8 protein-coding genes are annotated in these 12945 nt (G+C 71.8%); 5 read left to right on the forward strand and 3 right to left on the reverse strand.

Annotated features, from left to right (window positions below; all coding sequences use genetic code 11):
* Positions 1 to 11 precede the first annotated feature (11 nt).
* Positions 12 to 194: a hypothetical protein gene (locus GKC29_RS14135; RefSeq protein WP_155331274.1), complete on the reverse strand. Its 183-nt coding sequence runs from the start codon at positions 192 to 194 to the stop codon at positions 12 to 14.
* 159 nt (positions 195 to 353) lie between these two features.
* Between GKC29_RS14135 and GKC29_RS14140 the strand changes: the two genes are divergently transcribed.
* From GKC29_RS14140 to pulA, 5 genes are all read left to right on the forward strand, one after another.
* Positions 354 to 1061, forward strand: a complete 708-nt coding sequence (locus GKC29_RS14140) for a hypothetical protein (RefSeq protein ID WP_155331275.1) — start codon at positions 354 to 356, stop codon at positions 1059 to 1061.
* 37 nt (positions 1062 to 1098) lie between these two features.
* Positions 1099 to 1488 (forward strand): hypothetical protein, encoded by a 390-nt coding sequence (locus GKC29_RS14145; protein WP_155331276.1) that lies wholly within the window; start codon positions 1099 to 1101, stop codon positions 1486 to 1488.
* A gap of 194 nt (positions 1489 to 1682) precedes the next feature.
* Positions 1683 to 2342 carry a hypothetical protein gene (locus tag GKC29_RS14150; protein ID WP_155331277.1) on the forward strand — a complete coding sequence of 220 codons (660 nt, stop codon included), beginning with the start codon at positions 1683 to 1685 and terminating at the stop codon, positions 2340 to 2342.
* 85 nt (positions 2343 to 2427) lie between these two features.
* Positions 2428 to 3099: a cellulose binding domain-containing protein gene (locus tag GKC29_RS14155; RefSeq protein WP_155331278.1), complete on the forward strand. Its 672-nt coding sequence runs from the start codon at positions 2428 to 2430 to the stop codon at positions 3097 to 3099.
* A 173-nt stretch (positions 3100 to 3272) separates the two neighbouring features.
* Positions 3273 to 8780 (forward strand): pullulanase-type alpha-1,6-glucosidase, encoded by a 5508-nt coding sequence (pulA, locus tag GKC29_RS14160; protein WP_155331279.1) that lies wholly within the window; start codon positions 3273 to 3275, stop codon positions 8778 to 8780.
* 85 nt (positions 8781 to 8865) lie between these two features.
* On the opposite strand, the gene GKC29_RS14165 is transcribed toward pulA, so the two are convergent.
* On the reverse strand, positions 8866 to 11040 hold the full coding sequence (locus GKC29_RS14165; protein ID WP_155331280.1) for a hypothetical protein: 2175 nt from the start codon (positions 11038 to 11040) through the stop codon (positions 8866 to 8868).
* Positions 11041 to 11338: 298 nt separating this feature from the next.
* Positions 11339 to 12820, reverse strand: a complete 1482-nt coding sequence (locus GKC29_RS14170; protein ID WP_155331281.1) for an aminopeptidase P family protein — start codon at positions 12818 to 12820, stop codon at positions 11339 to 11341.
* Between the last annotated feature and the right edge of the window lie 125 nt (positions 12821 to 12945).

Below are 12945 nucleotides of genomic sequence, written 5' to 3' on the forward strand. Positions count from 1 at the left end.
CGACGGGTGGGTCAGGATTCGTCGCGGGGAGTGACCGTCGCCTCCGCGTGCCGGTCCCGCAGCCGGGCCCGGATCTCCTCGGGCGTGTACGCCCGGCGCCGCCGCTCCGCGCGGGCGATGACCACACCGGACGCCGCCACGCCGGCCAGCCCCGCCAGTCCGAGCACCTTCCACCACCGCATCCTCTTCCGCATCGGCCTAGGGTAGGTGCTCATGAGCGTGCATATCGGCGTCGCGCCCGCGTGTCCGGCGCGGCGGTTCGGATCGGGCCACCCGGGCGAGCGCCGGCCGGCGGGTCACCGGTGCGGCGCGGTGGCGCCGCGGGCCGGCGCGGAGCGGTCGGGAGCGCCGGCATGAGTCTCGACCTGGACGAGGCCGTGGAGCTGACCCGCACCGGTGACGTGTGGGTGTTCCGCGGTCGCAGCGTGCCGGACCGGGCCATCCAGCTCACCACCAACAGCCCGGTCAACCACGTCGGCATGGCGGTGGTCCTGGACGACATGCCGCCGCTGATGTGGCACGCCGAGCTGGGCCGGTCGTTGCCGGACCTGTGGTCGGGCACGCACCAGCGTGGCGTGCAACTGCACGACCTGCGCGACGCGGTCTGCGTCTGGGCCAACCGGTACGGGCAGCGGGGCTGGCTGCGCCAACTGGAGCCGCCGGCCGACGCGGAGATGGAGAAGGCGGTGCTGCGGACGATCGCCCGCCTCGACGGCACCCCGTTCCCGTCCACCGCCCAGCTCGCCTGGCGATGGCTGCGGGGGCGGGCGCCGGCGGTCCGGCTACCCGGCCAGCGGGGGCCGCTCGGCCCCGGCCGCGGGGACTCGCCGAACGGCCGGTCGGCGGACGACCGGGGCCGCGCCCCCGTGCCCGAGCACCGGCTGGAGACGGCGTACTGCGCGGAGGTCGTCGCGGTCACCTACGAGGCCATGGGGCTGCTCCCGCCCGGCCGGCGTCCGAACTGGTACGACCCGGGCCGCTTCTGGAGCGGGGACGACCTCGGCCTTGCCGGTGGCGCACGGCTCGGGGCGGAGATCGAGGTGCGCATACCACCGCGTTGAGGTTTGGGTCAGTCCCGCGCAGGCAATTCCCATCCGCGTGACGGCTTCCACCGAACTCGACGCCCTGACCGACTTCTTCGGGCGGTACGGCGCGGCACTGACCGCCGGCGACGTGCCGGCCCTGACCGGCTGCTACGCCCTGCCCGGGCTCGTGGTCGCCGACACGTACAGCTTCTCGTTCACCTCGCCGGCGGCGGTGGCGCTGTCCTTCGTGGGCGCCGCACCCGACTACCAGGAGCGCGAACTCGTCGCGGCGCACGCGACCATCGAGGATGTGCAGCAGGTGTCGGCGCTGCTCACCATGGTCGCCGTCGAGTGGGAGTTCCTCGACAGCCAGGGCCGCCGGGTCCCGGGGGAGCGTTACCGCTACCTGGTGCGCTCCACGGACGACGGGCCGGCCATCTGCACCGTCATCCGCGTGGCCTGACCGCCCGAGCCCGAGGGACCGACGGTCGCCGGGCGACCACCTGTCGTCGGCCGCCCGCTGCCCGGTCGGCCGGTTCCGGGGACGGGCCGTTCCGCCGGTGGCGGTCGGTGGCTACGCTGGCGCGGCGGTTCGATGAGGGGGGCCCGATGTCAGTGCAGCCGGCCGGGGACACCAATGGGCGAACCACATCCAGGGTGCTGGCGTCGGTCCCGTGGATCGTCGTGCTGTCCGGTGTCGTGCTGCTGGTGGTGCTGCTCGTGATGGCGCTGCTGTCGTTCCGCGGGTCCGAACGGCATGCCGCGCCGCCGCCGGCGCCGCCGCTGGTCCTGCCGACGCCGGCCGCCGCGGCGTCGGCGTACCCGTCACCGGCGCCCGCGTCCGCGACGGCGGCCGCGTCCCCCACGGCGTCCGCGTCCGCGACCACCACGGCCACGCGGGTGCCCAGGCCGACCCGGACCAGGTCCACCCCGCCGGCCACGGCGAGCTCCCCGGTCCCGCCCAGCCCGCTCGTGGGGGGCGGCGACGCCTCCGCCGGCCAGGTCACCGCGCGGTACGAGGTGACCGACCGGCACCGCGACTCGTTCGAAGCCGAGCTGGTCGTCCGCAACCGGACGGGCGAGGCTCGGGACTGGCGCGTGGAACTGACGTTCACCGGCGACATCGACAGCTTCCGGGTCTACGGGAGGTCCGGGGTCTCCGTGTCGGCCGAGGGCGGTGGCCGGTACGTGCTGCGCGGCACGGGGCCCGTCGGCGCGGGGGAGGCCGAGCGGTTCCACCTGTGGATCAGCCATGACGGCGCCGACACGGAGCCCGACCGGTGCACGGTCAACGACGCCGACTGCGTCATCGAATGACGGGGTTCCCGGCGGGCGTGGCCGGGCCGGAACCGTCCGACCTGGTCGGTGGCTACGCTTGCCGGACGGCTCGCTGAGGAGGGACATGTCCGGCCTGCGTCGTGCCCCGCGGTCGTCCCGCGCCACCGCCGCCATCGTGTCCTCTCCGTGGATCCTGGTGGCCGCCGGGGTGGTCGTCATGATCGTGCTGCTGGTCATCGCGCTCGGCGCGTACCGAAGCCGCAGCGGCGCCGACACGGCACCGGCCCCGCCCGCGCCGCCGCTGCTCCTGCCGGAGGCGCCGCCGCCGTCGTCGTCGGCCGCCCCGTCTCCGACCGGGGCGGTCCAGCCCGGGCTGTCCCCGCGCACGTCGGTCCAGCCCACCACGGGCGTCGCGAGGCCCCCGCACCCCACGCCGGGTGTCACCAGCCGCGCCGCCCACCCCACGTCGCCACCGCCGCCGGCCGGGACGACCGGCCGCTACCGGGTGGTGAACTCCTTCGACGGCGGGTTCATCGGCGAGATCCTGGTACGCAACGGGTCGGCGGAGCGGCGCGGCTGGACCGTGCGGCTGACGTACGCCGGCGGGCGGTTCGTGACCGCCTGGGTCGAGGGCACCGAGCAGGGCAAGGCGACCCCCACCGAGGGTGGCTTCACCTACCGCAGCGGCGTCGACGTGGCTCCGGGCGGCAGTGCCACGCTGCGCTTCCACATGGAACGGACGGAATCCCGCCCGACCGGCTGCACGGTCGACGGCGTGCCCTGCGTCCTCGGCTGACGATCCACCTCGGACACGTGCACACGGTCGCGGCGGACCGGCTCTTCCGGCCCGCGTGACGGAAAGGTTGCTGCAAGCAGACTGCTTTGTTGCGACTCTGTTTGCAAGGTATTGCAGAATGTTTCGGCAAGGGCTAGCGTGCGGGCGAATCAGCGACCAGAGGAAGGCCGTCGATGAAACCCCCGCCGATACCGCGCAAGGCTCTGCTCGCCCTCGTCTCCCTCCTGACCCTCACCCTCGTCGGCGCTCCGGTCGCCGTACACCAGCTCGGCGCCGACGCCAGCGGTCGCGGCGCGGGCGCACCCGTCGATCCGCTCGCCGCCGCCGGTGCGGCCCAGTGGGGCACCGAGCCCTCCGCCGCGGCCCTGCTCGCCGCCGGTGACCGCGAGGCCCGCGCCGAGCAGTTCTACTTCGTCCTGCCGGACCGCTTCGCCAACGGCGACCCGCGCAACGACCGGGGCGGCCTCACCGGCGACCGGCTGAAGACCGGGCACGACCCGGCGGACAAGGGCTTCTACCACGGCGGCGACCTCAAGGGCGTCATGGACCGGCTGGACTACATCCAGGGGCTCGGCACGACCGCCATCTGGCTGGCGCCGGTGTTCAAGAACCGCCCCGTGCAGGGCGAGGGGAAGGACGCCTCTGCCGGCTACCACGGCTACTGGATCACCGACTTCACCCAGGTCGACCCGCACTTCGGCAGCAACGACGACCTGAAGCGGCTGGTCCGGCTCGCGCACGGGCGCGGCATGAAGGTCTACCTGGACATCATCGTCAACCACACCGCGGACGTCATCCGGTACGCCGAGGACAAGTACGCCTACGTCGACAAGAAGACGTCCCCGTACCGGGACGCGCAGGGCCGGCCCTTCGAGGACCGCCACTACGCCGACGGCACCCGCGACTTCCCCGAGGTGAACACGAAGTCCTTCCCGTACACGCCGGCCTTCGAGACCCCGGCCGACGCGAAGGTCAAGGTCCCGGCGTGGCTGAACGACCCGACCATGTACCACAACCGGGGCGACTCGACCTTCGTCGGGGAGAACAGCGAGTACGGCGACTTCGTCGGCCTCGACGACCTGTGGACCGAGCGCCCCGAGGTCGTGCGCGGCATGACGAAGATCTACTCCGACTGGGTGCGCACCACCGGTGTCGACGGCTACCGGATCGACACCGTCAAGCACTCGAACCTGGAGTTCTGGCCCCAGTTCAGCCAGGGCGTCGAGCAGGCCGCGGACCGGGCGGGCAAGCAGGACTTCTTCATGTTCGGCGAGGTCTACAGCGCCGACCCGGAGATCACCTCGACGTACGTGCGCCGGGGCGGCCTGCCCGCCACCCTCGACTTCCCCTTCCAGGACGCCGCGAAGGGCTTCGTCTCGGGCGCCGGCTCCGCCAAGGCCCTCGCCGACGTGTACGCCCGCGACGACCTCTACCACGCGCGGGACACCGACGCGAACCGGCTCACCACCTTCCTCGGCAACCACGACATGGGCCGCATCGGCGCGTTCATCGCGGGCGGCGGCACGGACGCCGCCACCCACCTGCGCCGCGACCAGCTCGCCCACGAGCTGATGTTCCTCACCCGCGGTCAGCCGGTGATCTACTCCGGCGACGAGCAGGGCTTCACCGGCGCCGGCGGCGACAAGGACGCCCGGCAGGACATGTTCGCCTCGAAGACCGCCGACTACCTCGACGACGACCTGCTCGGCACCGACCGCACCCACGCCGCCGACCAGTTCGACCCGGCGCATCCGATCTACCGGACGATCGCCGAGCTGGGCCGGCTGCGCCAGGAGCACCCGGCGCTGCGCGACGGCGTCCAGGTCACCCGGCACGCCGCCGACGGGCCGGGCGTCTTCGCGGCCTCCCGCGTCGACCGGAAGCAGCGGACCGAGTACGTCGTCGCGGTGAACAACGCGACCACCCCGCAGACTGTCACCGTGGACACCTGGTCGGCCGGCGCCACCTTCGGCGGCGTCTACGGCACCACCACCGCACCGGTGGCCGGCGGGGACGGCAAGCTCACCATCACCGTGCCGGCGCTGTCGGCCGTCGTGCACCGGGCCGGCACGCCGATCGCGCTCCCGTCGGCGGCGCCCACCGTCAGCATCACCGCGCCCGAGGCGGACACGCCGGTCCCCACCCGGGCCGCGGTCACCGCCCAGGTGGCCGGCGACCCGCTGGCCACCGTCACGGTGGCGGCCCGCGTCGCCGGCGGCAAGTGGACACTGCTCGGGTCGGCGGACCGCGCCCCGTACACCGTGCACCACGACCTGGCCGGCCTGGCCGGCGGGACGAAGATCGAGTACAAGGCCGTGGTCCGGGACGGGAAGGGGCGAACCGCCACCGCCCGCACCACCGCCGTCGTCGGCACGCCCACGCAGGCCGCCGCCCGCGACTGGCTGGTGGTGCACTACCAGCGACCGGCCGGCGGGTACGACGACTGGGGCCTCTACGCCTGGGGCGACATCGACCCCGCGTACCTGACCGAGTGGCCCAAGGGGCAGCCGTTCGCCGGTGCGGACTCCTACGGTCGGTTCGCCTGGGTGAAACTCAAGCCCGGCGCGAAGTCGGTGGGTTTCCTCGTGGTCGACAGGAACGGCACCAAGGACGTCGAGCAGGACCGCACGGTCGACGTGACGAAGACCGGCGAGGTCTGGCTGAAGGCCGGCGACCCGACGATCCACCCCACCCGGCAGGCGGCCACCGGTGAGCCGGACCCGGTCGTCGAGGAGGGCACGGCCGTCCTCCACTACCGGCGGGCCGACGGCAACTACGACGGCTGGGGCCTGCACCTGTGGGACGGCGCGGCCAGCCCGACCGACTGGGCGAACCCGATGCCGCCGACCCGCGTCGACTCGTTCGGGGCCGAGTTCCGGGTGCCGCTCGCGGCCGGGGCCACCGGGCTGAGCTACATCATCCACAAGGGAGACGAGAAGGACCTGCCCGAGGACCAGCGCCTGGACTTCGCCAGCGCGGGACGCGAGGTGTGGCTGCTCGCCGGCACGCGTGGCCGGCTGCTGCCGGCCGCCACCACCGGCACCGCGAAGGACATCGACCTGACCAAGCAGAAGGCGCACTGGATCGACCGCGCCACCCTCGCCTGGCCGACCGGCCCCACCGACGGCAAGACGTACGCCCTGGTGGCCGCGGCAACCGGCGGGGTGACCGTCGCCGACGGCGAGCTGGCCGGGACGTACACGACGATCCCGCTACGGGCACAGCGCAACGGGCTGACCGAGGCGCAGGGGGACCGGTTCCCGCACCTGTGGGCGTACCAGACGTTCACGCTGGACCGGCGGGACCTGGCCAAGGTGCCGGCGGCGCTACGCGGGCAGCTCGTGCTGACCGAACGGGACGCCGAGGGCGCGCTGCTCGCCGCCACCGGCGTGCAGATCCCGGGTGTGCTCGACGACGTCTACTCCCGGTCGACCGGGGCGCGTCTCGGCCCGACCTTCACCGGCGGCGTCCCGACGCTCGCACTGTGGGCGCCGACCGCCCGGACGGTGTCGTTGCAGCTGTTCGACGCGCCGACGGCGCAGCCGCGTACCCTCGCGATGCGCCGGGACGACCGGACCGGCGTGTGGTCGGTGCGCGGGTCCCGCTCGTGGGCCGGGAAGTACTACCGCTACCAGGTGGAGGCGTGGCAGCCGGCGGCGCAGAAGGTGGTCACCGCGTCGGTGACCGATCCGTACTCGCTGGCGCTCGCACCGAACTCCACGCACAGCCAGATCGTCGACCTGGCCGACCCGCGGCTCGCGCCGGCGGGCTGGGCCGGCCTGCGCAAGCCGGCGGCGGTGCCGTCGACGAAGGTGCAGATCTCCGAGCTGTCGGTACGGGACTTCTCCATCGCCGACAGCACCGTCCCGGCCGAGCGTCGCGGCACCTTCCTCGCCTTCACCGACCCGGCGACCGCCGGCATGAAGCACCTGACGGCGCTCGGCGACGCCGGAGTCACCCACCTGCACCTGCTGCCGGCGTTCGACTTCGCCACGATCCCCGAGCGCCGCGCCGACCAGAAACAGCCGCCCTGCGACCTGGCGAAGCTGCCGCCGGACTCGGACGAGCAGCAGAAGTGCATCGCCGCGGTGGCCGACACCGACGGCTACAACTGGGGGTACGACCCGCTGCACTACACCGTGCCCGAGGGTGGCTACGCCGTCGACCCGGCCGGCGCGGCGCGCACCACCGAGTTCCGGCAGATGGTCGCCGGGGTGAACGCGGCCGGGCTGCGTGTGGTGATGGACGTGGTCTACAACCACACCTCCGCGGCGGGCACCGACCCGAAGTCGGTGCTGGACCAGATCGTGCCCGGCTACTACCACCGGCTGCTGGAGGACGGCACCGTCGCCAACTCGACCTGCTGCGCCAACACCGCCCCGGAACACGCCATGATGGGCAAGCTCGTGGTGGACTCGGTGGTCACCTGGGCGAAGGCGTACAAGGTGGACGGCTTCCGGTTCGACCTGATGGGTCACCACCCCAAGGCGAACATGCTGGCCGTGCGGGCGGCGCTGGACGAGCTGACCGTCGCGCGGGACGGCGTGGACGGGCGGAAGATCCTGCTCTACGGCGAGGGCTGGAACTTCGGCGAGGTCGCCAACGACGTCCGGTTCGTCCAGGCCACCCAGGTCAACATGGCCGGCACCGGGATCGGCACGTTCAACGACCGGCTCCGCGACGCGGTGCGCGGCGGCGGTCCGTTCGACGCCAACCCGCGCCAGCAGGGCTTCGCCTCCGGGCTGTTCACCGACCCCAACGGGGATCCGGTCAACGGGTCGGCGGCCGACCAGCGGGCCCGGCTGCTGCACCAGCACGACCTGATCAAGGTGGGCCTCGCCGGCAACCTGCGCGGCTACCGGTTCACCGACTCCGCCGGGCGACAGGTCACCGGCGCCCAGGTGGACTACAACGGGTCGCCCGCCGGGTACACCGCCGCGCCCGGGGAGGCCGTCACGTACGTCGACGCGCACGACAACGAGATCCTGTACGACGCGCTGGCGTACAAGCTGCCGCAGGACACGGCGGCGGTGGACCGCGCCCGGATGCAGGTGCTGGCGCTCAGCACCGTCGTGATGGGCCAGGGCACCGGCTTCGTCACCACCGGCACCGAGCGCCTGCGGTCGAAGTCGCTGGACCGCAACTCGTACAACTCCGGGGACTGGTTCAACCAGATCCGCTGGGACTGCGGCCAGGGCAACGGGTTCGGCGCCGGCCTCCCGCCGGAGCAGGACAACAAGGACAAGTGGCCGTACGCGAAGCCCCTGCTGGCGGACCCGAAGCTGGTGCCGGACTGCGCGGCGATCGACCTGACCGACGCCCGGTACGCGGAGCTGCTGGCGATCCGGGCGTCGTCGCCGGTCTTCGGGCTGGCCACGGCCGAGCAGGTGCAGAAGCGGGTGGCGTTCCCGCTGTCCGGCACGGCGGAGACCCCCGGTGTGCTGACCATGACGCTGGACGGTCGCGGCCTCGACGGGCGCTGGAAGTCGGTCACGGTGGTCTTCAACGCCACCACGGAGACGGCGACCCAGCAGGTCACCGGCCTGCGCGGGGCGGACGTGGCGCTGCACCCGGTGCTGCGGACCTCCGCCGACGAGGCGCTGCGGACGGCCTCGTTCGACCGGTCGAGCGGCACCTTCACGGTGCCCGCCCGCAGCGTGGCGGTCTTCGTGCAGCGCTAGTTCGCATGGTGCGGCCCCCTGCCACCTCCGGTGGCAGGGGGCCGACTTTTTCCGTCCGGCTGTTCCCCAGAGCGCTTCGACGCGCTCAGTTGAAGCAGTCTTCGACGGTCTTGGCGCAGTTGGTGGGGTCGTTGTCGGTGATGGTGGACTCGTCGTCGAGCTTGACCTTGCCATCGTTGTTGAAGACACCACCGGCGATCTTGTTGTGCTCGTCGCCGTTGTCGGCCTTGTTCTTCGTGACCTTGGTCTCGGAGAGCGTGACCTTGCCCTTGTTGTTGTAGATGCCGCCGCCGTTCTTGCCGGCGAAGTTCTCCTTGACCTTGCTGTCGCGCAGGACCAGGGAGGCCCCGAAGTCGTCGTGGTCCTTGTTCTTGTCGTTGGACCAGTTGCTCGGGGACGGCTGGCCGTTGTGCTCTTCGATCGGCTTGCCGTTGAAGATGCCACCGCCGAAGCGGCCGGCGCTGTTCTCGAGGATCTCGCTGTCGGTGACGGTGGCGCTGCCCCGCTTCTCCTCGTCCTTGTCGTTCTTGTCGTCCTTGTTCCAGGACGTGGTGCGGTTGCGGTCCTTCTCGTCGCTGTTGACGTTGTAGATGCCGCCGCCGTCCTTGTGGGCCTTGTTCTTCTCGATCTTGCTTTCCTTGACCGTCAGGACGGTGTCGACGGCGTAGATGCCGCCGCCGTTCTCGCCGGCGGTGTTGTTCTTGACGAAGCTCCAGCGGACCTCGACGAAGCCGTCGTTGCTGAACAGGCCGCCGCCGTTCTTCTTGGCGGTGTTGCCCTCGATGAGGGTCTTCTCGATCTCGACGGTGCCGGCCTTGCCGTCCTTGCCGTCCTTGTCGTTCTTGTCGTCGTGACGGTCGTGGCCGTTGCCGTTCCAGTCGTGCTTCTTCTTGTCGTCGTGCTTCTTCTTGTCCTCCTCACCGTGACCGTTGGCCACGCCGCCGCCGTTCTTGCCGGCGGTGTTGTTGGTGATGCGGGACTCGCCGCCCTTGCCGTCGTGGGACCCCGAGACCTTGAGGACACCGGCGTTGAAGATGGCGCCGCCGTCCTTGCCGGCGTGGTTGTTGTCGAAGATGCTGCTCTCGACCTTGAGCCGGCCGAAGTTGGCGACCGCGCCGCCGTTGTTCTCGGCGCTGTTGAGGAAGAACTTGGTGTTCACGAGGTGGGCGCTGCCGCCCCGCTCGATCAGCAGACCGCCGCCGTCGCCCTCGTGCTCCTTGTCGTCCTTGTCGTTCCAGTCCTTGCGGTCCTTGCCCTGCCGGTCGCCGGAGTCCTTGCCGTTGCCGCCGTTCCAGCCGTTGCCGCCCGACGACTGACCGCCCTGCGCCGGCACCGCGGCGGCCTTCTTGGCGGCCGCCTTCTGGACAGCCTCCTTCAGGGCAGCCGCCAGCTTGGCCTCCGCCAGCTGGGCAGCCGTCGGCTTCGCGGTCGCCGGAGCGGGCGCCGGGGCCGGAGCGCCGCCACCGGTACCGCCCTGGTAGCCGTTGGCCCGCGGCGACTCGTGCTTGCCCTTGTCGTCGTGCTTGCCCTTGTCGTCGTGCTTGCCCTTGTCGTCGTGCCTGCCCTTGTCGTCGTGCCTGCCGTTGTCGTGGTGCCGGGGCTTCTCGTCGCCGGCGGCGCCGTTCTTGACCGCGACGTCCTTCAGGGTCAGGTCACCACCGTCGGCCACCCGGAAGATCCGGAACCCGTCCTTCGAGTCGCGCTTGATCGTCGCGCCGTTGCCCTCGATCTTGATGTCCTGCTTGATCGTCGGCAGGCCCGCCTCGTCCTTCTTGTCGAACTCGTCGAGCTCGTAGGTGCAGTCCTTGGCCAACTTCAGCGTGCCGCCGTCGTCACGGTTGGCCAGGTCCAGGGCCTCGATCAACTCGTCGTCGTCGCAGGCCACCTCCCGCACCTTGCCGTGGTCGCCCTTGCCGTCCTTGCCCTTGTCCTTGTCCTTGTCCCAGTCCTTGTCCCAGTCCTTGTCGTCCTTGCCCTTGTCCTCGTGGCCCTTGCCCTTGTCGTCGTGGCCCTTGTCGTCCTTGCCCTTGTCGTCCTTGCCCTTGTCCTTGTCGTTGTCGCTGACCACCTGGGCGGTGGACCACTTGACGTCGGTCACCCGGTGCGAGCCGGTCACGCCCGTCGTGGCGTACGCGACGCTGGCGAGACTCACCGCCCCGGTGAGGCTGGCGACGCCGGTGACGAACCAGAGCCCGCGCCGGCGGAACGGTGAGTTCTTGTCGCGGGTCGGGTCATCGTTATTGCGAAGGTTGTTGGACATCGGAGCTCTCTGTCCTCTCCTTGTACCGACAAGGTCGCTTCGCCGTGGCGAGGCAACCTCCGCTACAAATCGGTTGTAGCTGGCAAACAACACCGTATGGGAGAGTTCTTCACTATGAGCGCGTATCTGAAAAAACCCCACATTGGGTACGGGGTGGGTCCGGACAGCGGGAGTGCGGACGTCCCGCCCGGTGGGGCGTGAGCAGCGCAAACGACGGCGGGCCCCACCACCGGCATCCAGACGACGAGAAACGTCGCAGACGCCGGCGGCGGGGCCCGCCGTGGTCGTTACGGGCGGGTCAGCCCGGCAGGCGCGGACCCGCCTCCCGCTGCTCTGCCAGCCACCGCTCCACGTCGTCGGCGGTCCGGGGCAGACCGGCGGACAGGTTCACCGCGCCGGTCGCGGTGACCAGGACGTCGTCCTCGATCCGGACGCCGATGCCGCGCAGCTCCTCGGGGACCAGCTCGTCCTCGGGCTGGAAGTACAGACCCGGCTCCACGGTGAGCACGTAGCCCTCGCCGAGCGTGCCGTCGCGGTACATCTCCTTGCGGGCGTTCGAGCAGTCGTGCACGTCGATGCCGAGCATGTGCCCGAATCCGTGCAGCGTCCAGCGGCGGTAGACCGTCGACTTCTCGTCCATCGCCTCGTCCACGCTCACCGGCAGCAGCCCCAGGTCGGCCAGCCCCTCGGCGAGCACCCGCATGCAGGTCAGGTGCACGTCCTTGAACTTCACGCCGGGCTTGATGACGTCGATGCCGGCCTGCTGGGACGCGTACACGATGTCGTAGACCTGCCGCTGGAGCGCGGTGAACCGGCCGTCCACCGGCAGCACGCGGGTCACGTCGGCGGTGTAGAGGTGGCGGTTCTCGACGCCCATGTCCATCAGCAGCAGCTCACCCGGGCGGGTGGCGCCGTGGTTGTGCACCCAGTGCAGGATCGTGGCGTGCTCGCCGGCGCCGACGATCGAGCCGTAGCCGACGTCGTTGCCGTCGTGCCGGGCCCGCAGGGCGAAGATCCCCTCCAGCAGCCGCTCGGACACGGCCCGGTCGGCCGGCAGCGCCCGGGCGACGTCCTCGAAGCCGCGGACCGTGGCGTCGATCGCGTCCTGGAGCTGGGCGATCTCCCACTCGTCCTTGACCAGCTTCAGCTCCGCGACGGTGATCGCCAGCTCCCGGTCGCGGGCCGGCTGGCCCTCCTCGCGCGGGCCGTCGTACGGGCGCACGGCCGCGTCGACGCCGGAGTCGAAGCCGCGGAGCACCCGCGTGCGGGCCGGCGCCAGGTCGGCCAGCACCCCGTCCAGCTCGGTGAGGTCCGCGGTGGGCAGGCCCAGCTCGGCCGACTTCTCGGCCAGGGTGTGCCGCCGGCCGACCCACAGCTCGCCGTGCCGGCTGCGGAAGAACTCGTCGGTCAGCCGCGACGACCGGGGCCGCATGTACAGCGTGGCGTCGTGGCCCGAGCCGTTCGGCCGCAGCACGAGCACGCTGTCCGGGTCGTGGTCGCCGGTCAGGTACACGAAGTCGCTGCCCGGCCGGAACCGGTGGTCGGTGTCGTTGGCGCGTACCTTCTCGCCGCCGGTCGGGATCACCAGGGTCTCGCCCGGGAAGGCCGCGGAGAGCGCGGCGCGGCGCTTGGCGTAGTTCGGCACCTCGGGGCGCGGACCGACCGGCAGCGTGGTGTCCCGCCAGCCCTGCCGCATGAACGCCAGGAACGCCTCCGGGAAGTCCGGGTCGTGCGACTCGGTGCCGTCCGCGGGTCTGGTGTCGGTGCGCTCCTCGGTCATGGTCCCGCTCCCTCTCGCGTCGTTGCTGGCCCCGACGGTACCGCGCGCCGGTGCCGGCGGGGACCCGCCGGGTGCCGGGCCGTCGACGCCGACCGGTCGCGGCTGGGCGGCCCGGCCGTCCGGCA

Source organism: Micromonospora sp. WMMC415, from assembly GCF_009707425.1.
GTDB lineage: Bacteria > Actinomycetota > Actinomycetes > Mycobacteriales > Micromonosporaceae > Micromonospora.